The 25,821-nt window shown below is 41.8% G+C and carries 13 protein-coding genes; 12 read left to right on the top strand and 1 reads right to left on the bottom strand.

The features are described from left to right. Positions 1-113 precede the first annotated feature (113 nt). The 6 genes from AC6CH7_RS13200 (at position 114) to AC6CH7_RS13175 (ending at position 11,575) form a co-directional block, all read left to right on the top strand. The gene (locus tag AC6CH7_RS13200) at positions 114-2,858 is read left to right on the top strand and encodes an alpha-d-galacturonidase (RefSeq protein ID WP_498263180.1); all 2,745 of its coding nucleotides are present in this window, start codon (positions 114-116) and stop codon (positions 2,856-2,858) included. Further along, on the top strand, positions 2,858-4,405 hold the full coding sequence (locus AC6CH7_RS13195; protein WP_498263179.1) for an MGH1-like glycoside hydrolase domain-containing protein: 1,548 nt from the start codon (positions 2,858-2,860) through the stop codon (positions 4,403-4,405). Before AC6CH7_RS13200 ends, AC6CH7_RS13195 begins: the two co-directional genes overlap by 1 nt. Before the next feature lie 21 nt (positions 4,406-4,426). Then, positions 4,427-6,025, top strand: a complete 1,599-nt coding sequence (locus AC6CH7_RS13190; protein WP_498263178.1) for a glycoside hydrolase family 28 protein — start codon at positions 4,427-4,429, stop codon at positions 6,023-6,025. Between the two features lie 17 nt (positions 6,026-6,042). Then, positions 6,043-8,868 (top strand): glycoside hydrolase family 95 protein, encoded by a 2,826-nt coding sequence (locus tag AC6CH7_RS13185; protein WP_498263177.1) that lies wholly within the window; start codon positions 6,043-6,045, stop codon positions 8,866-8,868. A 138-nt stretch (positions 8,869-9,006) separates the two neighbouring features. Beyond that, positions 9,007-10,575: a sodium:solute symporter family protein gene (locus AC6CH7_RS13180; protein WP_498263176.1), complete on the top strand. Its 1,569-nt coding sequence runs from the start codon at positions 9,007-9,009 to the stop codon at positions 10,573-10,575. Positions 10,576-10,639: 64 nt separating this feature from the next. Continuing rightward, on the top strand, positions 10,640-11,575 hold the full coding sequence (locus AC6CH7_RS13175; RefSeq protein ID WP_498263175.1) for a dihydrodipicolinate synthase family protein: 936 nt from the start codon (positions 10,640-10,642) through the stop codon (positions 11,573-11,575). On the opposite strand, the gene AC6CH7_RS13170 is transcribed toward AC6CH7_RS13175, so the two are convergent. Continuing rightward, positions 11,576-12,448 carry an AraC family transcriptional regulator gene (locus AC6CH7_RS13170; protein WP_498263174.1) on the bottom strand — a complete coding sequence of 291 codons (873 nt, stop codon included), beginning with the start codon at positions 12,446-12,448 and terminating at the stop codon, positions 11,576-11,578. A 621-nt stretch (positions 12,449-13,069) separates the two neighbouring features. Here AC6CH7_RS13170 and AC6CH7_RS13165 point away from each other — a divergent pair. The 6 genes from AC6CH7_RS13165 to AC6CH7_RS13140 all read left to right on the top strand — a co-directional run bounded on the left by AC6CH7_RS13165 (position 13,070) and on the right by AC6CH7_RS13140 (position 25,815). After that, positions 13,070-13,744, top strand: coding sequence for a DUF3826 domain-containing protein (locus AC6CH7_RS13165; RefSeq protein WP_498263173.1), 675 nt, complete (start codon positions 13,070-13,072; stop codon positions 13,742-13,744). Between the two features lie 31 nt (positions 13,745-13,775). Continuing rightward, positions 13,776-16,979: a SusC/RagA family TonB-linked outer membrane protein gene (locus tag AC6CH7_RS13160; protein ID WP_498263172.1), complete on the top strand. Its 3,204-nt coding sequence runs from the start codon at positions 13,776-13,778 to the stop codon at positions 16,977-16,979. Between the two features lie 12 nt (positions 16,980-16,991). Next, a complete protein-coding gene (locus AC6CH7_RS13155) occupies positions 16,992-18,812 on the top strand; it encodes a RagB/SusD family nutrient uptake outer membrane protein (protein WP_498263171.1) in 1,821 nt (606 codons plus the stop codon). Positions 18,813-19,311: 499 nt separating this feature from the next. Then, positions 19,312-20,967, top strand: a complete 1,656-nt coding sequence (locus AC6CH7_RS13150) for a pectate lyase family protein (protein WP_498263170.1) — start codon at positions 19,312-19,314, stop codon at positions 20,965-20,967. A gap of 4 nt (positions 20,968-20,971) precedes the next feature. Continuing rightward, on the top strand, positions 20,972-22,618 hold the full coding sequence (locus AC6CH7_RS13145; protein ID WP_498263169.1) for a polysaccharide lyase: 1,647 nt from the start codon (positions 20,972-20,974) through the stop codon (positions 22,616-22,618). Positions 22,619-22,656: 38 nt separating this feature from the next. After that, a complete protein-coding gene (locus tag AC6CH7_RS13140; protein WP_498263168.1) occupies positions 22,657-25,815 on the top strand; it encodes a DUF6298 domain-containing protein in 3,159 nt (1,052 codons plus the stop codon). The last annotated feature ends 6 nt before the right edge of the window (positions 25,816-25,821 follow it).

Here is a 25,821-nt window from a genome sequence, read left to right as displayed (position 1 = left end):
TGGGGAAATACTACAGTAAAGCAGCTGGTGCTGCCCTTATATTTGAGATTCCCTTTATTAACCAAATATAGCCTGAGTCATTTTAAGACTTAGATTTTCTGAAAAATGTTTGAATGAGAAATTATCCTATTTTTATTTTACTATGCCTTGTGTTTTTTGGTACTCCAGAATCCAGCGCATCCCATATTCTTCCAAAGAGCAGATATACCCTTGTTATTCCTGCAAAAAGTAATCCCAGGATCAAGTTTGGAGCGGATAAATTAGCGAAGTCCTTATCCTCAATTGGTTATGAGGTTGAAATTGTACAGCAAGACAAAATACCATCGGGTGATAACCTGATCTTAATTGGTACAAAAGGAGATCCGCTGATGAGGGGCTCAGGTGCGCAGATGAGCACCGATAAACAAGCTGGCAAAGAGGGCTTCAGTATCAGGTATAATAAAAACAAACTACTGAGTATTGAAGGAACAGACTACTCAGGAACCCTGTATGGTTGTATGGAGCTGATAAATCAGATCAATAAAAACGGTAGGCTGCCTGATCAGATATCAATTACCGATCAGCCGGAAATGGTGTTGCGGGGTACCTGTATCGGTCTGCAAAAACCAGATTATTTACCCGGAAGAGATGTCTACGAATATCCCTATACACCGGAATCTTTTCCATGGTTTTATGACAAGACACTATGGCTTCAATACCTGGATATGATGGTGGAGAACCGTTACAATTCACTTTACCTGTGGAATGGCCACCCTTTTTCTTCTTTAGTGAAGCTTAAAGAATATCCCTATGCTGTTGAGGTAGACGATGTTACGTTTAAAAAAAATGAGGAGATGTTCCGGTTTCTGACCCAGGAAGCTGACAAACGCGGTATTTGGGTAATTCAGATGTTCTATAACATTATCATTCCAAAGCCTTTTGCAGAAAAGCATGGATTAAAAACACAAGACAGAAACCGTCCGATTATCCCATTGATCGCTGATTATACACGTAAATCTATTGCTGCCTTTGTGGCCAAATATCCCAATGTTGGTCTGCTGATTACACTCGGGGAGGCGATGGAAGGAGTAGGACAGGACGATGTTGACTGGTTTACAAAAACGATTATACCTGGTGTTCAGGACGGCCTAAAAGCCTCGGGGATCAGTACAGAGCCTCCGATCGTTTTGCGGGCACACGATAGCGATGCACCAAGGGTAATGAAAGATGCCCTGCCTTTGTATAAAAACCTTTATACCATGGCTAAATATAACGGAGAGGCCTTAACCACCTATACACCCAGAGGGAGTTGGGCAGAATTGCATAGAAAACTCAGCAGCATTGGTACGGTACATATAGAAAATGTACACATTCTGGCTAATCTGGAGCCGTTCCGGTATGGATCTGCAGATTTCATCCAGAAGTCTGTAAAAGCTATGCATGAAGTTTATGGGGCCAACGGTTTGCACTTGTATCCACAGGCATCTTACTGGGACTGGCCATATACCGCCGATATAGCCGATACGCGTCTGCTGCAGGTAGACAGGGATTGGATATGGTACAAGGCATGGGCACGTTATTCCTGGAATTCTAAACGCGAAAGAGCGGCAGAGATAGACTATTGGGGTGGTTTGCTGGCCGGTAAATATGGTACAGATCTCAACAGTGGTAAAGCCATTCTTAATGCCTATGAAGAATCAGGAGAAATATCACCTAAATTACTTAGACGCTATGGCATTACTGACGGAAACAGACAGACACTGACTTTAGGAATGCTGATGACTCAATTGATTAACCCATTCCGTTACGGATTATTTACCATGCTTTATGAATCTGAGGCACCCGAAGGCGAAATGATTATTGAATACGCCGAAAAAGAGTGGAAAAAACAGGGGCATATCGGCGAAACACCTGTGCAGGTTGCCAAAGAGGTGATCGATCATGGCAGCAAAGCTGTTGAAGCCATTGATAAAGCGGCCCTGGCAGTAACCAAAGACAAAGCGGAGTTTGACCGACTAAAAAATGACATGTACTGCTATAACCAAATGGCTATTTCTTATGCGGAAAAGGTTAAAGCGGCCCTGTGGATACTCCGTTATAAATATTCAAATGACCTCAGTGATTTAACAAAAGCATTGCCTTTTCTTCAAAAAAGCCTGGCTCATTATGCAAAACTGGTGGAGCTCACAGAAAATGAATATCTGTATGCCAATAGCATGCAGACCAAGCAGCGGAAAATTCCGATGAGAGGGGTTGATAAAACCTTTATCCACTGGAAGGAAATGTTACCCGTGTACACCAAGGAGCTGAATCATTTTAAAAGGAGTATTGATTCTTTAAAAGCTGCCGGTTCCGGAAAAGCAAATCTCCTGGAGCCCTTTAAAAATGCTTCAGTGAAGCTGTTGCCCGGTAATGAAAGTTATATCATCAACGAGGATGCAGTAGTATTTGCTGATTCTGCCATAAAAATAAAGGAATTCGCAAGCCAGCTGGAGGGGCTTAAGGGGCTTAAATTAAATAAAGCGCAGCAAATAACTAAGGGAACGGTACTTAAGTTTAGTGCCGATCAGCCGGTGAAAGTTTTGGTAGGGTTTTTTAAGGCAAAAAATCCTGCTTACCTGCCTGCGCCGGAATTGGAGACTGATGCCAGTGCAAATAATTACGGGCAGTCGGAAATTAAGATCGCAAATGCACTGTTGCTAAATGGTTATCCGCCAGTAAATGTCCATGCTTATTCCTTCGGAAGTGGCACCAATACGTTAACCCTTGGGAAAGGGGCATGTATGGTGCTGGGATTTATCAGCGAGGACCAGCAGATGAGAATTTACAATGCAGGGCTTGATGGAAATGGAAAAGATATTGATTGGTTGTTTGAATAATGATGAATAAGAAAGAATTTATATTAATGGCTTTGTTCCTGCTGATGGGAAGGTTGGTCCATGCGCAGGGGGCTGCCGGTACTGCGAAACTTAGAAAATATGTAGAATACTTTAATTCCATTGATACTGAAGCCGTAAAAAATTATGTGCCCAATGCACAGTCATTTGATTGGCTGTCTCAAAATGTGCCTTTGCTGGACTGTCCGGATGAGGTGCTGGAGCAAAATTATTACTATCGTTGGTGGTCTTTTCGCAAGCACCTGGTGAAAACACCAGAAGGTTTTATTTTTACTGAATTTATTGAGCCTGTCAAACATGCGGGTAAATACAATTCTATCAGTTGTGCACTGGGACATCATATTTATGAAGGCCGCTGGCTTAAAAATACAGACTATTTAAAGGAATATATAGACTTCTGGCTGTACCATGCTGATATGGGGCAAACCAGACAGCGTTTTCATCAGTTCAGCAGCTGGCTGGATGATGCCGTTTACCAGAACTATTTGGTAAAAGGAGACAAAGCACATCTGGAGCGTATTTTACCGGCGTTAGATGCCGATTATTCCAAATGGGAAAAAGAGCGGGGCCTCAGTAGTGGCCTGTTCTGGCAATTTGATGTAAAGGATGGAATGGAAGAGTCTGTCAGCGGATCCAGAAAAGACCAAAATAGAAGACCAACCATCAACAGCTATATGTATGGGAATGCAAAAGCCTTAGCCAGTATAGCTGATGTTGTTGGTAATAAGGCACTGCTGCAAAAATATACGAACAAGGCTGCTCAGCTTAAAAGCCTGGTGCAGGATAGTCTCTGGGACAGTCAGCATAATTTCTTTAAAACTAAACTGGCTACCGGAAAGCTGGCAGCAGCACGTGAAGCGATAGGTTTTGTGCCCTGGGACTTTAATCTTCCTGTTGATAAACCCGCTTACGCTAAAGCATGGGATCAGTTATTGGATACTTCAGGGTTTAACTCCAAGTGGGGTTTGACGACGGCTGAAAGAAGGGAGCCTACATTCAGAACCCGGGGATCCGGACATAGCTGTGAATGGGATGGTGCATTATGGCCTTTTGCCAGTTCACAGACTTTAAAAGGCCTGGCTAACCTACTGACCAATTATAAAAATCATGGTAAAATGACCGCGAAGGTGTTTTATCAGGAATTGCACAAATATGCTGCCTCACATCAGAAGAATGGTAAACCGTATTTGGGTGAGTACCAGGATGAAAAGAACGGGCGCTGGTTAAAGGGCGATGATCCCAGAAGCAGCTTTTACAACCACTCTACGTTTTGTGACCTGATCATTAATGACCTGATCGGTATTAAGCCCCGTGCAGACGATGCGTTTGGATTTTATCCGCTTATTCCTCAGGGCCGTTGGGATTGGTTTTTATTGGACAATATCAGTTATCATGGCAAGATCCTTACCCTGCAATGGGATAAAACCGGCAGCAAATACAATAAAGGAAAAGGCCTTCACATTTATGCCGACGGAAAAGAAATCTATCAGCATGCAACATTGAAACCCGCAGTAATTCAACTTAAGTAATCAACAATTAATATAGTTTAAATGAAATTTTTTAACCCGTCCGGTAAGGCTTTAACTTTTTTTAGCTTATGCTGTTGTATTACGATCTTAAGCTTAAATGCAAAAGCACAAGGTCATTATAATGTATTGAAATACGGCGCCGCCAACGACAGCAGCAAGCTGGCCACCTCAGCCATTAAGAAAGCTATAGATGCAGCTTCAAAAGCGGGAGGAGGAACGGTGTATTTTCCTGCAGGCAAATATCTTACAGGTGCGATACATCTGAAAAGTAACATTACTATTTTAATTGATGCCGGTGCGGAACTTCATTTTAGTGATAATTTTGATGATTATCTGCCAATGGTAAGCAGCAGATATGAAGGGGTGGACGTAACCAGTTTTTCTCCTTTGTTTTATGCCTACAAAGCAGAAAATATTGCCATTACCGGACGCGGTATTATTGACGGCCATGGTAAGAAGTGGTGGGATTTTGTCGAAGGATATCAACAAGGACAGCCGCGTTCCAAATGGCAGTTAATGTTCGACGATCTGAATAAGGATATTCTTTTGCCTGATGACCAGAAGCAGACCAAACGCGGTTTTTTGCGTCCGCCGTTTATCCAGCCGATGTTTTGTAAAAATGTGCTTATTGAAGGGATTACGATTCGCAACTCTCCCTTTTGGACGGTCAATCCCGAGTTTTGTGAGAATGTAACGGTACATGCAGTAACCATTAACAACCCACATTCACCAAATACAGATGGCATCAATCCTGAGTCGTGTAACAATGTGCGAATCTCGGATTGCCATATCAGCGTCGGTGATGATTGCATTACAATCAAGTCTGGCAAAGATGCCCCAGGAAGAAAAGCAGCTGTACCTGCCCAAAATTATACGATTACCAACTGCACCATGCTGTCTGGTCATGGTGGGGTAGTCATTGGCAGCGAAATGTCGGGCGATGTACGAAAAATTACGATTTCCAATTGTGTGTTTGACGGTACAGACCGCGGAATTCGTATTAAATCGGCACGCGGAAGGGGCGGTATTGTCGAGGAAATCAGGGTAAGCAACATCATCATGAAAAATATCCGTGAACAGGCGATTGTATTGGATTTACAATATGCAAAAACTACGAAAGAACCCATTTCAGAGCGTACACCAAGGTTCAGGAATATCCATTTCAGTAACATTACAGGACAAGTAAATGAGGCGGCCTATTTAAACGGTCTGGAAGAAATGCCAATAGAGCAGATCACCTTTAACGACATCAATCTGGAGGCAAAAACAGGCTTTAATATCAAAAATTCCAATCGCATAGAATTTCACAACGTTCAGGTAAATACAGAAACAGGACCTTCGGTAAAAGCAAGCGCTGTTAAGGAATTAACCATTAACGGTGTAAAAAGTTATTCGCCCCATAAAAATACCGCTATCATAGATCTCGAAAATGTCGATAATGCTTTTATCTACAATGGTTTTCCCGCTGCAGGGACAGATCTGTATCTGAAATTAAGTGGGGAAAAAACTAAAAACATAACACTGGGAAACAATAATTTTAAAAATGTAAAAACGCCTGTGCTGACGGAAAAAAATGTTACAGAAGCGGCACGGGTTATTTCGGGAGATCCTATTAAATAATTTTGATTCGTATCAATATGAAAATTACCAGCTTTAACATCTGCCTGTGCGCGGTCCTGGTCAATTTTATGGTCATTTCATCTGCCGCGGCCCAGGAACCAGCTGCTCAACTTTGGTATACCAAGCCAGCTGAAAAATGGACAGATGCCCTGCCCATTGGTAACGGACGCATCGGTGCGATGATCTTTGCCGGAGCCGAACAAGACCGGATTCAGTTTAATGAGGAGACGCTGTGGACTGGAGCGCCCAGGGAGTATAATCATAAGGGAGCGGCGAATCACCTTTCAGAGATCAGAAAATTCTTGTTTGAGGGGAAGCAGGAAGCAGCAGAAAAGCTGGCTGCCGAAAACTTCATGGGTACCCAGAGTATTGCCGGCGACCGAAAGCAGTGGACTGCCGATATGAAGGCATTAAAAGGCATCGATGGCAATCCTGCAGAATATGAATATGACGATTCGAAATGGAAAACGATAAAAGTTCCAAGTTATGAAGGATGGGAAACTGTCGGCCTTTCGGGACTTGATGGAGCAGTATGGTTGCGTACCATGATTGATGTGCCGGCATCCTGGCTAGGTAAAGATCTGATGCTTGACCTGAACCGCATTAGGGACCTGGATTTTACTTACCTAAACGGAACGCTGGTAGGGAATACTGATGGCACCTCCGCCAGAAAATATATCCTTCCAGCCAAACTGATTAAAAAAGGCAAGAATGTCATTGCCATACAAGTACTGAATTATTTTGACAAGGGTGGTATTGCCGGTTATAAGGACACCAGTCGCGCTATAGCCATTTATCCCAAGGATACAGCGCCAAAGGATGGCTTGTCATTGGCTAAAGCATGGAAATATAAAATACAGAATGATGAACCGCCCTTGGTATCGCAGTTCCAGGCCAGCTATCAGCCATTTGGGGAGCTCTTTCTGAATTTTAAAAACCACAGAACCCCAGTCAGCAATTACAAACGTAAATTGGATTTAAGTACTGCAATTGCCAGTACTTCATATACACTGAAGGGAGTAAACTACCTTCGTGAGTACTTTGCCAGTCAGCCAAATCAGGCGGTTGTAATTCGTCTGACCGCCGATAAAAAAAATAGCATCAGTTTGGATGCCTTATTGGCCAGCCCACATAAATACTCAGCCGTCAGAAGAATAAATGCAAACACCATTTCTCTTTCTTTAAAGGTCAGAGGGGGGGCATTAAAAGGTGAAAGCCAGCTTCAGGCGGTGATCACAGGAGGGAAATTGCTGGTAAATCAGGGTAAGATAACCATTAGCGATGCAGATGAGGTCATGCTTTACCTAACGGCGGGTACCAATTTTATCAATGATCATAATGTCTCCGGCCATCCTCAAAATGCATGTTTAAAGGCCCTGGTCGGCCTGAAAAATAAAAATTATGCGCAAATTAAGGATGCACATCTGCAGGAATATCAAAAATATTATCAGCGCTTCTGGGTAAGCTTTGGGAGCAGTGACAACGAAAGGCTGCCAACAGACCAGCGCATTGAGCGCTTTGCATCCGCAAATGATGCTCCCTTGACCGCTTTATATATGCAATATGCCAGGTATCTGCTGATTTCCAGCTCCAGACCAGGCACACAACCGGCAAACCTTCAAGGGATCTGGAATGATTTGCTGACTCCGCCCTGGGGAAGCAAGTATACCACCAACATTAACCTTCAAATGAATTACTGGCCTGCAGAAATATTGAACTTGCCGGCGATGAACGAACCATTATTTAAAAAAATAGGAGCATTGGCAAAAAAAGGTGCTGTAACAGCTAAAGTTCATTACAATGCAAGGGGCTGGGTACTTCATCACAATACAGATCTCTGGAATGCAACCGCCCCTATAAATGCATCAAATCATGGAATTTGGGTTTCAGGCGCTGGTTGGTTAAGTCAGCATTTATGGGAGCACTATAGATTTACACAGGACAGGGCCTTTCTTAAAAACGAAGCCTATCCAATAATGAAGCAGTCTGCAACTTTCTTTGTTGATTTCTTAATAAGAGATCCTAAAACCGGCTGGTTAATCAGTACGCCTTCAAACTCACCGGAGAATGGAGGTTTGGTTGCCGGAGCGGCTATGGATCACCAGATTATCCGTTCCCTTTTTAAAAACTGTATTGAAGCCAGCAAACTGTTGGGCGTAGATGCTGAATTTAGTGAAATATTGCAAAACAAACTGAGCTTGCTTGCACCAAATCAGATCGGTAAATATGGTCAGCTACAGGAGTGGTTGGAAGACAAAGATGATACGACAAATAAACACAGGCATGTATCGCACCTGTGGGGGGTATATCCGGGTGAGGATATTACCTGGGCCACGCCTGAGCTAATGAATGCCGCCAGACAGTCATTAATTTATCGTGGCGATGAAGGGACGGGCTGGAGTCTGGCCTGGAAGATTAATTTCTGGGCCAGGTTTAAAGATGGAAATCACGCTATGAAAATGGTGAAAATGCTGATCAGTCCAGCTGCAAATGGAGGAGGAGCCTACCTAAACCTGTTTGACGCACATCCGCCGTTCCAGATTGATGGTAATTTCGGCGGAGCGGCAGGAATTGCAGAAATGCTTTTGCAAAGCCATACACAGTTCATTGAGCTTTTACCGGCATTACCGGCTGATTTGTCAGAAGGAGAAATAAAAGGGATTTGTGCACGGGGTGGCTTCGAGCTAGGTTTTAAATGGCGTAAAGGCGTGTTAACTTCAGTCGAAGTGAAATCAAAAGAAGGAGGTAGCTGCTCCTTGCGCTATGGCAATAAAAGTATAAATATTGCTACGCATAAAGGTATGGTGTACAGATTAAATGGAGACTTAATACAATCCACGTAAATGACCATCTGACTTTCCTACTTTATAATGGTGAAAATAAGATAAGATATTATAACATATAGCGAAAATATTATATTAATATAGATGCCTGCACGTTGATATTTGCTTTAACCAAATTATAAATCATCCAGTTAATAAATGAAGGGTCTCCCTATTTTAGATCTTGTTATAATTGCCGTTTACCTGTTAGCAATGGTATTGGTAGGAGTTTATTTCTCCCGGAACAACAAAAATTCTGAACAGTTTACCAAGGCTTCTGGCTTGATACCTGGCTGGGCAATAGGCTTATCCATTTATGCGACCTTTTTAAGTAGTAATACCTTTCTGGGTGTTCCCGGTAAAGCTTTTGGCGGGAACTGGAATGCATTTGTGTTTAGTCTTTCCATGCCGCTGGCCGCATGGGTAGCCTCAAAATATTTTGTGCCATTTTACCGAAGCTCGGGTGAGATCTCTGCTTATACGCATTTGGAACATCGCTTTGGGGCCTGGGCCAGAACGTATGCCGTTGTGTGTTTCTTACTCACTCAGCTGGCACGTATGGGCTCCATATTTTTCGGCATAGCACTAAGTTTACAAGCCCTTACCGGTTATTCTATGCAGATGATCATGCTGATTATGGGCATTTGCATTATAGTTTATACCGTTTTAGGTGGTATCGAAGCTGTAATTTGGACAGAGGTTGTTCAGGCAGTAGTGAAAACTTTTGGAGCCCTGCTTATCCTTTATCTTATCATTACCAATATGCCGGGTGGCGTATCAAAAGTGATCGAGATTGGTAAATCTGCTGATAAGTTTAGCTTAGGCAGCTTCTCTCCCGATTTTGTGAGTTCCTCATTTTGGGTGGTATTGTTGTATGGTTTTTTTATCAACCTGAATAACTTTGGTATGGACCAGAATTATGTTCAGCGCTACCACACGGCATCATCATCCAAAGCTGCTTCTAAATCTATTTGGTTATGTGTTTGGCTGTATTTGCCGGCTTCGCTGATGTTCTTTGTCATTGGATCCTGTTTGTATGCATATTATGAAGTTAATCCGGATCTGATCGAAACCATTAAGCATCAGGTTGCTGTAGAGCGTTTACCTGTTCATGCCTCTGCCACAGAAATCATGAGTATGGAGAAATCATTACAGCCTGCGGATTACGGAGATAAGATTATGCCGCATTTTATGGTGAACAAAATACCGGTTGGTTTGGTAGGGTTAATTGTTTCGGCTATACTATCTGCAGCTATGAGTACGATTAGCTCAGGTATGAATTCCTCAGCAACAGTTTTTACCGTTGACATTTATAAAAGATATTTTAAACCGGAGATTACAGAAAAGCAGAACCTATTCATATTACACCTTTCAACGGTAGTATTCGGACTCTTTGGGATGGGAGCAGGGATTGCCATGATTGGTGTGAAAAGCATCCTCGATGTATGGTGGGAGCTTTCAGGTATTTTTGCCGCAGGCATGCTTGGCTTGTTTTTACTTGGGATAGTAAGCAGGCAGACAAAAAATCACGAAGCCCTGATTGCAACGTTGATCGGGATTATAATTATTCTCTGGATGACTTTTTCTTCCCAGCTTCCTGAACAGTATGCCTTTCTAAGGAACTCCCTGAACAAGAATATGATCATTGTAGTAGGCACCCTGAGTATTTTTATGGTAGGTGTCATTTTAACAAAATTGAAGGATAAAAACTTAAAATCTGCTGATTGAGATTGTTGGGCTTAAGAGTCTGATATTAAAATACATTATAAGAATTTATTAAAACAAATATAAAATGGAAAACTCCAAAAAAGGGTTCATCCCGGTCATGCTTACGCCTTTTTCTGACAATGGTGAGATAGATTTTGCCGCTCTTACTGAACTTACAGAAGTATATTTAAGGGCCGGAGCCTCGGGATTATTTGCCAACTGTCTGTCAAGCGAAATGTTTGAACTGTCTGATGATGAGCGGATCAAAGTAATCCGTCGGGTTATTGAAGTTGTAAATGGAGCGGTACCGGTTGTAGCCACAGGTACATTTGGCGGGTCAATCAGCAAACAGGCTGATTTTGTTAAAAGAGTAAATGGCCTGGGAACTGAGGCCGTGATTGTGATTACCAGTTTATTAGCAGAGGAACAACAAAGCGATCAGCTGTTTGATCAACGGGTTTTTGAATTATTTGATCAAACTCAGGGCGTACCTCTGGGTTTTTATGAATGCCCCGTTCCTTATAAAAGGGTGCTGAAGCCTGCTCAGCTAAAACAATTTGTAGAAACAGGCAGGGTAATTTATCACAAAGACACCTCTTTGGATTTGCAGCAGATTGAAGCCAAACTGATTCTAAGTCAGGGATATCCGAAATTCGGTTTGTACGACGCTTATATGGTACATGCGGTGGCAACATTAAAAGCAGGTTCGGCCGGCTTATCCTGTATCCAGGGCAATTACTTCCCGGAACTGATTGTATGGCTATGCAATAATTATGACGATCCTCAAATGGAAAATGAGGTATTAAGGCTGCAGCAGTTTATGATTGATAATATGGACATCATGCACAATGTATATCCAATTGTGTCCAAATATTTTTTACAGAAAAGAGGATTAAAAATCTCAACATTCACCAGGAGGCAGGTTGGTACTTTCAGTAATGTTGTAGTGAAAGAAATAGAGGGATTGTATCACAATTACCTTGCTTTAAAAAATGACCTCGATATTAAGATAATCAGTTAGTTATTGGTTAAGGTATTTTCGCTTATAATCGAGTGGTGTCATACCTGTTACCTTTTTGAAATGCCTGTAGAAATTAGACACGTTATTAAAACCGCAATCAAAACAGATCATTTCGGTAGGCAGCTTATTTTCAATTAAAAAACGGCAGGCATGACTTACGCGTATCTCTATTAAAAAATCATAATATGTTTTTTTTGTCATCAGTTTAAAATACCTGCAAAATGAAGTGACACTCAAATTGCTTAATGATGCAATCTCTTCCAGGGTAATGTCATTTTTGTAATTGCTGAGTGTATAGGTACAAATCTTATTGATGCGTAGTGTCTCAGACTCATTGGATTGATAAAAGCCATTTTTTCCTGTTATTATGGTGGAATATTCATCTGTTTCGGCGAGTGTTTTTAAGATTGTGAGCAAAATGATGATCCTGTCCAGGTTGGTCGCTTCAAGGGACGAGCTCATCAGCTCAGCTAGTTTTTCTTTGGTTTTACCGTTAATCAGCATTCCGCTTTTAGCTTTTTCGAAAAGCTTAGGGATGAGATATGCTTCCGGTAAGCTTAACAAGTATTTGCCCAGGCAATCCGGTAAGAATTGAATGACCATAGCCTCTACCTGTAAGTCGGGATTGTTCTGAAAGTACTCATCTTTACATCGCCATGTATGTGGCAGGTTTTCTCCAAGTAAGATCATTTCGCCGGCAGTGAAGTTGCTGATTTTGTCGCCTATAAATCTGACCCCTTCACCCTTGATAATGTAATGAAGTTCAAGTTCCGGGTGGTAATGCCAAATATTCCCGAAGTCTGGTTTAATGTCATGCCTTATACTAAACGAACTTTGGAGCGTGCTTGGAATTTTATGAAAATGAGGCTTCATTTTTATTTTTATATTTGAATATTATATTTATATTTAATTAATGAAAACAGCAATCTAGCAAATATTAAATGTAAAATACCTAAATATAGGGTATTTTATGATAATATTCTACAATAATTTGCTAATAAGTATTAGTAAATAGAATGTGCGATTGTTGAGTTTTGTATTAAACCTCACAAGGGATAACCAAATATTAAACCGACAACTTCTTTTTATATGAAGATTTTGTTCAGTAATAAATCATGAAACAGCGGGTAAATAAGAGAATTCTTCTTGCTACTAATGGATATTTTGACTTGGCGGCAACTCAAAATTATCGGTGGGCACATTGTCTAATCAGTTGTGATTTGATCAGTGCAATTCGGTCAATAAGGTGCGTTCATTTCTACTGCCGTTTAAAAACATACAGTGCCAGCAACTTTAAAATTCCTATTGGTAAAGAGCGACTGAACAGCAGACTCCTTAAAAAACTTAGCGGTAAAATAGTGTTGCCCAGATGGCTTGGTAATGAGGTGCTAAAAGTTCCCCGATAGCCTGCGGTCAACGCGCAAATGTTGCATGTCCTGTAAGAATATTGTTAATAAAAAATCATCACAGAATTACTAACCAAATTAATAAAATATGAAACGTGTTTATCTACTCCTTTCTTTAATGCTCTCAGGTATTATGGGCGTATCAGCTCAAAACAATACCCTTCCGGAAAATGAAAAGACCGCTTATTTGAAGGTCATCACCGAACGTGCAGAAAAGATTGCGGACGTTCTTAATATTAATCAGGTCAAAACGCGGGAAAAGGTGCGTAACATCATCAGGGATCAATATAAAAACCTCAACGATATTTATACAGAACGCGATGCAAATGTAAAAGCCTTAAAACAGCAGCATCAGGGAGATAAGACTGCATTAGCGGCTGGGATTAATGAAGAAGCAACTAGAACTGAAAGTAAATTAACCAAATTACATAAAAGCTATCTAAGTAAACTGTCAGCAAGGTTAAGCAACGAACAAGTTGAGCAAGTAAAAAATGGGATGACTTATAATGTGCTGCCTATCACCTATCAGGCGTATCAGGATCAGATACTAACCCTTAATGAGGAACAGAAAAAACAAATTCTAATTTGGCTGACCGAAGCAAGAGAGCATGCTATCGATGCCGAATCATCAGATAAAAAGCATGCCTGGTTTGGTAAGTATAAAGGTAAAATCAACAACTACCTCTCTGCTGCAGGCTATGATTTGAAAAAAGAAGGGCAGGAGTGGGAGAAGCGTAGGCAGGCAACCGCAAAAGGCAACTAAAATTCGAGACCAAAACTAACCAAATAAAACGATGAATGTAAAACGATTAAGCAAATTTTCGTGGGCGCTATTGTTCATGATACTTGCGTGTACGACACTGTATGCGCAGGAAAGAAAGGTTACAGGTAAAGTGGTAGACAAGAGCAGTGGGCAACCAATTCCTGGAGTAAACGTCAGTATTAAAGGCAAGCCAAGTAACGTAAGTACAAACGCAGATGGAAAATTTACCATACAGATTAATGGTAATGCAGATGCACTGGTGTTTTCCTATATAGGCTATCTAAGGCAAACAATTCTTGTGGGAACACAATCAAATATAGATGTTTCATTGGCTTCTGATAATAAAGATCTTGAAGAGGTAATTGTAGTGGGTTATGGCACGCAGAAAAAGACTCATTTAACAGGGGCTGTGGAAACCATCGATGTGAAGAAAATAGAAGACATACCGGTTGGTAGTTTGTCTGCGGCGCTTAAAGGGCAGGTTGCAGCGGTAAGCGTTAGCGGCGGATATGGCAGGCCAGGAGATAATGCATCTATCATCATCAGGAATCCTCAATCTTTCGCCAAAGATGGTCCTCAAGGTGCTGGTAGCCCTTTATATGTTATCGATGATGTAATCAGAACCCCCGAAGACTTTAACCTGCTAGACGCATCTGAAGTGGAAAATATTTCAATTTTGAAGGATGCCGCCGCTGCAATTTATGGGATTCAGGGCGCTAATGGTGTTATTGTTGTGACGACCAAAAGGGGTAAAAAAGGGCAAACCAATATCAGTTACGGGGCTTCTGTTGGTGTTTCTGATGCGACCAAGTTGCCGGATATGATGAGCGGTATTGAGCAGGCAAATTACCTGAATGACTATACGCAGTCACAGTATGGTTATTTGATACAGCCAAATGGAGACTATACGGATCCGCTTAACCAAAAAACTTCCAGAATAACTGCTTACTATACTCCTGATGAACTGGATTATTTTAGTAACAACAGCACAGACTGGTTGAAAGAAGCCTGGCAATCTGCCGTGGTTACCCGCCATACCTTAAACATTAGCGGGGGATCTGACAAGGCAACCTTTTTTGCGGGTGCATCCTATGTGAATCAGAACGCCAATTTTGATGGTATAAATACAGACAAATGGACATTTAGAGCCAGTTCAGATATAAAATTGACGCAAGGTCTGCAATTGGGATTATCACTAAGCGGAGATTTATCCAAGAGTAAAAGGTTTTTTTACAAGCAGGGATCAGAAAGTACGGAAAACGACTTTTTAACTTTGCTGGGAAATCCGGAGTTTGTACCCTACTATGTCGATGGATTACCTGTTTTGATCAACAGCCGGACTGGCAATACGGAAAGTTTCCATTTTTTTGAAGCACAGAAATCGGACAATTTCACTAACAATAGAGGTACTGGATTAAACGTGTTGGGTAACCTGCAATATGCAGTGCCTTTTATTAAAGGATTAAATGCTAAAGTTACTTTCAGTAAAAACTTGGACAATAACTTTGGTAAGCAGTTTGGAACATTTTACGACGTATACAGGTTCTCCATGCTCGGTGAGAACAAACACATTTTTGGTGGTGATGTACTGGGAACTACAAGATTGAAAAATGGAGATAGAATAAGAATAAGTCCTTCTTATAGTGATAGTTATCAGTTTAATGGCTCTTTGAACTATAGCAGGACATTCGGTAAACATTCGCTATCGGTTTTGGCCTTGTATGAACAACAGGAATCAGCCTTTGATAGTGTGGATGGTATGGTTGAGGGAATCATTGTTGGTGGTTTACCTAATCAAAACTATGGTACCGGGGTAAACACATCAACAGAAACCCAAACGGAATTCGGCCGTCTGGCTTATGCCGGAAGGGTGAACTACAGTTATGCGGATAAATATTTGCTTGAACTGAGTGTCAGAGCAGATGCAAATGTCAATTTTGCACCGGGAAGGCGCTGGGGATATTTTCCGTCATTATCTTTAGGATGGGTTCTATCTGAAGAGGACTTTTTAAAGGATAAAGTAAAGGGACTTAATTTCTTAAAGCTTAGAGGCTCTGTAGGGTTTTTAGGAACAGATAATACAAAGGGCTATCAGTACCTTGTTAATTATAGTAAGGAAACTAGTAAATCACCGGTATTTGGTGGAAACAGTAATGTGGGACCAAGTTTCAGAACCAACAATTCCATAGCAAATCCCGATTTATCATGGGATGAGAATACCAAATTCAATGCGGGTTTGGATGCAAAGTTTTTGTCGAATAAATTGTCGCTGACTATAGATGGATTTTTAGATAAAAGAAGAAACATGCTGAGTACCAGGTCATCCTCAGTTCCGGTAACCATCGGCGCTAAAGTGCCTACAGAGAATTTTGCTGCCGTAAATAGTTTTGGTTATGAAGTTTCACTGGGATGGAAAGCTAACATTACAAAAAACTGGAATTATTATGTTAACTCTTTTCTAAGCTGGAGTGACAATAAGCAACTTTTGTTTGATCAGTCAGCAGGATATCTGGGCACCTATCTGGATGGGACAGGCTTGTCAAGTGATAGAGGGAAGTTTGGATTTGAATATCTTGGCATGTTCAGAACACAGGCAGATGTAGATGGTTATCTTGCATCAAATCCTGGATATAAACTTTTCGGAAAAGCCCCTGAACCCGGCATGTTATATTATAAAGATATAAGAGGTCCATATAATAATGCTACCGGACAATATGATGGACCTGATGGAGTGATCACAGAAGACGATCAGGATTATTTAACCAATAAAGCAGATAACCATTATGGGCTGGGCTTAAATTTTGGTACTTCTTATAAGAATATAAGCCTTTCGGTGGTCATGGGAATGAGCTTCGGTGGGCAGGGCTCAGTTGAGGGTGCCGCCAGAAAACGTGCCGAAACTTATAGCAACAAACCAGCCTTTTGGTCCGATCATTGGACACCAGGAAATACAAATGCTGCTTACCCGGCTCCTGAATTTTCGGACACTTATGACAGAGAATCTTCATTCTGGTTCAAAAGCTCTTATTCTTTCAGGGTGACCAACTTTAACCTTTCCTATGGCTTACCACAAAAGGTTGCACAACGAATTGGTATAAACAGTGCAAAAGTATTTTTAATTGGTACAAACCCAATTAATTTTTTCAATCCATATAATTACAGAGACAATGCCAGTGCTTATAACGTTTACCCTAATTTAACTACGTTTTCTCTGGGTGTAAATGTTGGCTTTTAAAAAAATATAACCATGAAACTATTTATAAAATTATCGATAGCGTGCCTCTTTATAATGATATGGGGAAGCTGCAAAAAAGTTTTGGATAAACAAGATCTCAAAACGATTCCTGGAGAATTGATCTTCAATGATTCCACTCTGGCGGTGTTAAATGTGAATTATATTTACTCTCAGAATCTTCCTGATTGGGCAGGGAATGTCGGTGGAAGTGTTTCTGGTAATGCGGGGAAACTATCGGACGAAGTTTTTGGAGAAAGTAAGTTTTTTGAAGGAACTCTAACAGCAGATGATGTTTCCGATATAGGGAATTCTCTTGATCCAAATAATAATTATGGAAAAATAAGAAGCATCAATGATTTCTTACGGGATATTGATGCCGGAACCATTCCTTTAGCCACCAAAAACAGATTCAAAGCCCAGGTTTTATTTTTTAGGGCGTACAGATACTTTGACCTTGTAAGGTTGTATGGTGGAGTACCACTTATTCTTACCTCTCTTCCGGCAATTGGGGACCAAGCGAAAGATGCAGCAAAACTTCCAAGGAATGCAACCACCGAGTGTATTCATCAGATTATAAAAGATTTAGATACTGCCATCAAATATTTACCTGGCAGGTGGAATGATCCGGCAGCAAATTGGGGTAGAATTACCCGTGGAGCTGCCGCTGCGTTTAAAGGAAGGGTACTGTTAACATACGCCAGTCCGCAGTTCAATCCCACTGATTTGCAAGATAGGTGGAAAGATGCATATGATGCTAATCTTCAGGCTTACAGTTTATTGACTGCCAGTGGATTTGGATTAAGTACTTCCTATGAAAACATCTGGTTTCCCGCTTCAGAAACTGAAAATCCGGAAGCGGTGCTGGTAACAGGATACAACAATTCAACCGGAGACCAGACCAAGAAAAATAATGGCTATGACAGAGCAACCAGACCTTCCTATTTAGGTACCGGTGGCGGCTCTAATCAACCTACCTGGCAGATGGTTCAGGCCTACCCGATGAAAGATGGTAAAAAACCCGGTGAGTCAACTAAATATACATATTCAGAACAGCAGTTCTACAAAGACAGGGACCCAAGGTTTAATGCGACAATTGCATATAATGGTGCAACCTGGAGAATAAATGGAAATGCCAATTATAAACTATGGACTTACTTTGTTGCCAATAAAACAGTAGAGCAAAAAGCCTCTGAAACAGGTTTTTATTGTCGTAAAGCAATTGATCCTGTGGTCAATGCAGCGAATGATCAATATGTGGGGACCGACTGGCTGGAAATCCGTTTCGCGGAGGTCTTGTTAAACCTGGCGGAAAGTGCCGTTGGAATAAACAAATTGGGTAACGGCGACGAGTCGTATACAGGGCTGACTGAGGTTAGAAAAAGAGCTGGTATTGAAGCTGGTGCCGATAACCTGTATGGATTAACTCCAGGGATGTCCAGGACGGAATTGTTTAGCGCCCTACTTTATGAAAGACAAATTGAGTTTGCTTTTGAAGGGAAACGCTTTTGGGATTTAAGAAGATGGAAGCTGTTTGAAAGCACATTAAACGGTAAAAGGAGAACTAAAATGCAAATTAATCTGAAAACAGGTGCAGATATTCCTACTGCAGCAGAGTTTGCTAATCCTAATAGTCCAAAATTCAGAGATGTAACTGATCTGGATCTGGCGTATTCAAAATATTTCGAATTGGTTGAAAATAACCTGGATACTAAATATGTCATTAACTGGAAACCTGAATATTACTTTTTTGGAATACCAGCAGGTGCTGTTGCCAACAACCCGAAATTACAGCAAACAAATTTGTGGGGAGGAGCATTCGATCCTCTAAAATAACCGTGCTCTAAACGCGCTCAGCGCACTATTGGTTGGAAAAATTCCCGTTATCGATATCATAAATTGATAGCGGGTTTTTAGGAAACGTATTTATTAATAATGATGTCTTATGTATACTCGTGTTAAATTACAGCAAATTCTTTCGGGCGATCAGGCCTGGCCTCTAAAAAAGGTCTGTCATATCATCCCATCACCATGGTATAATGAACTGGATATCCATAAAAATTTAAGCCCATGATCTTATCCTGTAACAGACCTGCGACATAAAATATTATTTTGAAACATAAAAAACAATCTGATAAGATTATACAACACATTGAGAAAATGATGCATAAAATAGCATTTTATAGATTGCATTTTTGAATTTATATACTTTCTAACCCAATTTATTAACCTGAAATGCCATTAAAACAGTGCCAGGGTTTTCACACCCATATTAGATTTTTTATCTAATTACGAATTGCATACTTTATGGTATATCTAATTATCCAAGATACAAATGAAAAAGAAATTCCTGCAAATTTTATCGTCTGTTGTACTGATTACAATGGGATCAAACGCTTTCGCTCAATACCCCAATATACCGGCAGATGTAAAAAAAGCTTCGGAAGATATGATGAAGGAGTCCTATCGACAATCTGACATCGCCTGGCAAAAAGCACTTCCTGTTATAGAAAAGGAGGCAAAAGAAGGCAAACCATATGTTCCATGGGCGGGGCGTCCGGTTGATCTTCCGCAATCAGAAATCCTTGCTTTTCCGGGAGCAGAAGGAGGGGGTGCGCACAGTTTTGGTGGTCGAGGAGGCCGGGTAATTGTAGTTACAAATTTAAACGATAGCGGCCCGGGTTCATTGCGTGATGCCTGCGAACAGGGTGGCGCAAGGATTGTTGTATTTAACGTCTCAGGAATTATTCGCATAAAAACGCCTTTAATTATCCGGGCACCTTATATTACCATTGCAGGTCAAACAGCACCTGGCGATGGTGTGTGCATAGCCGGTGAGTCGGTTTGGTTAAATACACATGATGTGATTGTTCGCTTTATGCGTTTTAGAAGAGGAGAGACCTTTGTTGGCCGTAGAGATGATGCTATTGGTGGGAATCCGGTAGGCAATATTATGATCGACCATGTGTCGGCAAGTTGGGGGCTTGATGAAAACATGTCTATGTACCGCCACATGTACAACGACAGCACCGGAAAAACGGAAGTTAAGTTGGCTACGGTAAATATCACCATTCAAAACTCCATCTTCTCTGAAGCTTTAGATACCTGGAACCATGCTTTTGGAAGTACTCTTGGTGGTGAGAACTGTAACTTTATGCGTAACCTTTGGGCCGATAATGGTGCCCGTAATCCCTCGATAGGGTGGAACGGTATCTTCAATTTTGCCAACAACGTGGTATTTAACTGGAACAACCGTTCTACTGATGGTGGCGATTATACAGCCATGTATAATATTATAAACAATTATTACAAACCAGGTCCGGTAACTTCATTGAAAGATCCGATCAGCTACCGCATTTTAAAGCCGGAATCCGGTCGCAGTAAATTGCCTTATGTGGTGTTTGGAAGAGCCTACGTAGAAGGAAACATCATTGAAGGAAACGAGAAAGTAACAAAAGACAATTGGGACGGTGGTGTCCAGGTAGAGAACAAGAAAGGTGAGTTGATGACATACGAGCAGGCTAAGCCATACTTTGCCGCTATGCGTGTTAAAAAGCCATTTCCAATGGCCGAAATGACTATTTTGCCAACCATGGATGCACATAAGTATGTGCTGGCTAATGTTGGCGCTACTTTACCTAAACGTGATGCTGTTGATACACGTGTAATTGAACAGGTGAAAACCGGTAAAATCACCTATCCTGCAAACGTTAAATTGTCGGACAAACCAGATTTTGAACACCGCAGGTTGCCCAAAGATTCTTACAAGCAAGGCATCATTACCGATGTGAGCCAGGTAGGCGGATATCCTGAATACAAAGGCACACCGTACAAAGACGCTGATAGCGACGGGATGCCCGATGATTACGAAACTAAAAACGGATTGAATCCTAAAGACGCTTCTGATGCGGCTAAGATCACCAAAGGTGGGTACTCAAATATCGAAATTTATTTAAATAGTGTTGTCCCAGTAAAAATTGTTAAGCCATAATAACATGAAAGTTTTTTCGCTGATATTAGCTGTAGCTACTTTTGGAACCGGACATACTGCTTTGGCACAATATCCAGTTATTCCTCCAGCAATGGAAACTAGGGCTGATTCTATCTTAGCTGTTATTCAGCACAACTCCGATCTTCAATTTGAAAAGATAAAACCTATTATTGACCGTGATGCTAAAAACGGTAAACCTTTTATCCCATGGGCCGCTAAACCATCAGATCTTCCACAGGCTAAGCTATTGGCCTTTCCCGGTGCCCAGGGCGGTGGTGCGCATGCCTACGGCGGGCGTGGCGGTAAGGTTTATGTGATCAGCAGTCTGGCTGATTCTGGCCCTGGTTCCTTGCGTGAAGCTTGTGAGCAGGGTGGTGCCCGTATTATTGTGTTCAATATTGCAGGTATCATTAAACTGGAAACCCCTTTGATCATTAGAGCCCCTTATATTACCATTGCAGGGCAAACCGCACCGGGTGACGGGGTTTGTGTAGCAGGGGAGTCGGTATGGATCAATACTCATGATGTGGTCATCCGTTATATGCGTTTCCGTCGCGGAGCGACTGATGTAACCCGCAGGGATGATGCCATCGGCGGTAATCCGGTAGGTAACATCATTATCGATCACGTTTCAGCAAGCTGGGGCCTGGACGAAAATATGTCTATTTACAGGCATGTCTATGATCCAAAAGACGGTTCAAAACCCGTAAAGCTTCCTACGGTAAATGTAACCATACAGAACTCTATATTTTCGGAAGCGCTTGATACCTACAATCATGCTTTTGGCAGTACCATTGGTGGTTTAAACAGTACATTTATGCGTAACCTTTGGGCCTGTAACATCAGTCGTAATCCATCTGTAGGGATGTATGGTGACTTTGGTTTTGTAAACAATGTGATATTTAACTGGTGGAACCGTAGTGCTGACGGGGGAGACAATAACTCCTTCTATAATTTTATTAACAACTATTACAAACCAGGGCCAATCACACCTTTAGATCAACCTATTGCCTATCGGATACTTAAGCCAGAGTCAGGCAGAGACAAAAAGTACAAAGATGTATTTGGTCAGGCTTACATTCACGGAAACATTGTTGAAGGCAATGATAAGGTGACCAAAGACAACTGGGATGGCGGCGTACAGGTAGAAGATGTTGCAGATAAGAAAAAGATATTGGATTCCATGCGTGTCAATAAGCCTTTTCCTATGGCAAATACAACCCTTATGGATACTAAAAAAGCATATACCTATACGCTAGCCAATGCCGGAGCTAACCTTCCGATAAGAGATGCCGTTGATAAAAGAGTAATTGAACAGGTTAAAACAGGTAAGATCATTTATAGGGAAGGTGGTAAAACAGAACTGGGTAAATCTTACGTGAAACGTCGCTTGGCGGAGGATTCTTATAAAAAAGGCATCATTTCAGACATTAGTCAAGTGGGTGGATACCCTGAATATAAAGGGGTACCTCATAAGGATTCCGATAACGATGGTATACCTGATGCATGGGAAGTTAAAAATGGTTTGAATCCAAAGGATACATCAGATGCCTCACAGATCAGCAAGAACAGTTATTCAAACATTGAAAACTACATCAATAGTGTGGTGCCGTTAGCGCAAGTAAAGCCGGAGCATAATGAACCAAATTAGTATAAATAAGTATGATCCTAACAAATAAACATATTTCAATGAACAAAAGTAAAGCAAACTTAGTGCGTGTGTTGATTTATACGTTGTGGATTTGTTTAAATGTAAGTGCCTCATTTGCTCAAAAAATAAAAGCAGTTGAACCGCCTAAACCTATATTCATGGGTAAGGATGGTAAAATGAATTATACACCTGATGAAAAGGGTAACCGCATTCCTGATTTCTCTTATTCCGGTTTTATGGCCGGTCAGCAGGCCATTCCTGAAGCGGTGGTTAAAGTTGTGGTTCCTGTGAAGGATGGGGATGCTACTTTAAGGATCCAATCTGCTTTAAATTATGTAGCAAAATTACCCTTGGGTACCAATGGATTAAGAGGTGCTGTATTACTGGAGAACGGCAGATATGAAGTTGCAGGGACCTTAAAAATTCACACTTCTGGAGTCATACTTCGCGGTAGCGGAACAGGTGTGCCCGGAGCGCCTGCCACTTTATTGTATGCGACTGGACTAGACAGACTTGGCGTTTTACGTATCGCTGGTTCAGATGATCGGGTAAAAGATACTCCTGTACCCATTACCAATAAATACGTGCCAGTAAATGCAATGAAGATTACCGTTGCCAATGCAAAAGCATTTAATGCCGGCGACCAGATCATCGTTCACAGAACATCGACTAAAAACTGGATAGATACGATCGGCACCGATCATTTTGGGGGTGGGATAACCTCATTAGGGTGGAAACCCGGACAACGTGATGTTTATTGGGATCGGAAAATTGTTGCCGTAAACGGCAATGAACTCACTCTAGATGCGCCCTTAACTACAGCATTGGATGCCTCCTATGGCGAGTCTACTGTTTCAAAATATAGCTGGAAGGGAAGAATTTCGCGTTCTGGTGTAGAAAATATAAGATTCCAGTCGGCATTTGATGCTAAAAATACTAAAGATGAATACCACCGCTGGACAGGTATTTCTCTTGAAAATATAACTGATGGCTGGGTTCGGCAAATTGTATTTGAGCATTTTGCAGGCTCTGCGGTAACGGTACAGGAAACTGCAAACAGGATCACTGTTGAGGATTGTAAATCCTTATCTCCGGTTTCGGAAATAGGAGGCGAGCGGCGGTATACCTTTTTAACTACCGGTGGACAAACACTTTTTCAGCGACTGTATTCAGAATATGGATACCATGATTTTGCTGTTGGATATTGTGCTCCGGGTCCCAACGCTTTTGTTCAGTGCCAAGCATATTTGCCATTTAGCTTTAGTGGAGCAATCGACAGTTGGGCATCAGGAGTATTGTTTGATATTGTTAATATTGACGGACAGGCACTGAGCTTTATGAACCGCGGGCAGGATGGACAAGGTGCCGGATGGACTGCAGCAAATAGTGTTTTTTGGCAATGTACTGCGGCAAGAATAGATTGCTATCAGCCTCCTACGGCCCAGAACTGGGCTTTTGGTAACTGGGCGCAGTTCGCAGGTAATGGATACTGGGATATGTCTAACGAACAGATTCAGCCCCGTAGTTTATACTATGCTCAATTGAGGGACAGGCTTGGTTCGCAAGTAGATGCACGTACTTTTATTATGCCTGTTGAAACAGAAGCTTCGAGTAGCCCCCCGGTAGCTGTTGCGCAGAAATTAACGAAACTAGCTGTTAACCCTGCTATGCAGTTGACAGATTATATAGATCAGGCCTCGGACAGGCAAAAGATCCAGATAGATGTGGATGGCGCTAAAAAAATTGATGAAATTGGCCTGGAGAAAGCGCCTGCTGTAACTCCATTTGCAACCATGTCTATAAACAATGGCCGGCTGTTGCGCGGTAATGCTGTGGTTACTGGAGACAGACAGGATGTACAATGGTGGAACGGGAGTGCAAGACCTTATGGTTTAAAAAGCAGCAAACCACACCTAACCCGTTTTGTTCCCGGACGTTCAGGAAAAGGCTTAACAGATGACCTGGACGAGACGACCGATACCATGCAAAAAGGTTCAGTAAAGATTTTGGACCACAATTATGGTTTGTGGTACGACCGTCGTCGTGATGATCACGAGCGCATCAGAAGGATGGACGGGGAAGTTTGGAGTCCTTTTTATGAGCTCCCCTTTGCCAGAACCGGTCAGGACAGGGCATGGGATGGTTTGAGTAAATACGACCTTACCAGGTATAACCTATGGTATTGGAGCAGACTCAAACAATTTGCTGACCTGGCAGATCAAAAAGGGCTGGTGCTCATCCATCAGAATTATTTTCAACATAACATTATCGAAGCTGGCGCTCATTATGCTGATTTTCCATGGCGTACAGCAAATAATATCAATCATACAGGTTTCCCTGAGCCAGTACCCTATGCGGGCGACAAACGCATATTTTTGGCAGAACAGTTTTATGACATCAGCAATCCGGCACGCCGGGAATTGCACCGTGCCTATATCCGCCAATGCCTGGATAATTTTAAAGACAATACAAGTGTAATCCAATCCATAGGTGCCGAATTCACCGGGCCATTGCATTTTGTGCAGTTTTGGATTGATACGATTAATGAATGGGAAAAGGAGACCGGTAAACATCCCATAATCGCCTTGAGTACTACAAAAGATGTACAGGATGCTATCCTAACAGATGCTGATCGTGCCAAGGTTGTAGACCTGATTGACATACGCTACTGGCATTACCAGGCCGATGGAACAGCTTACGCACCCCAAGGTGGACAAAACCTTGCGCCACGTCAGCATGCCCGCCTGCTAAAACCCAAAAAGACCTCGTTCGAACAGGTATACCGTGCCGTTTCTGAGTATCGCTTAAAATATCCACAAAAGGCAGTGATTTATTCAGGTGACAACTATCCGGCCTATGGCTGGGCCATTTTTATGGCTGGTGGCTCACTTTCAAATGTTCCTGGCTTTGATCAGTCATTTCTTTCTGAAACCGCTGAAATGCGGGTTTTTGCGCTTAGCGGAAAAACTGCCGGTCAGTACGCTCTGGCTAGTCCAGGCAAAAGTTATGTGATTTATAACCGTTCCGCTGCCCCGGTAGATCTGGATTTAAGTAAAGCCGCAGGTAATTTCAGGATAAAACGAGTTAACACTGTTACTGGCAGGGTCATAAAGGAAGAAAAGATTAAAGGGGGTAAGGTCATTCAGTTAAGCAAACAATCATCAGCTGATGAGGTCCTTTTCATCAATAAAATTTAAATCGTA

Source organism: Pedobacter sp. GQ55 (genome assembly GCF_059758925.1).
Note: the sequence above shows the minus strand (reverse complement) of the source record. Positions and strands in the feature narration are given on the sequence as shown.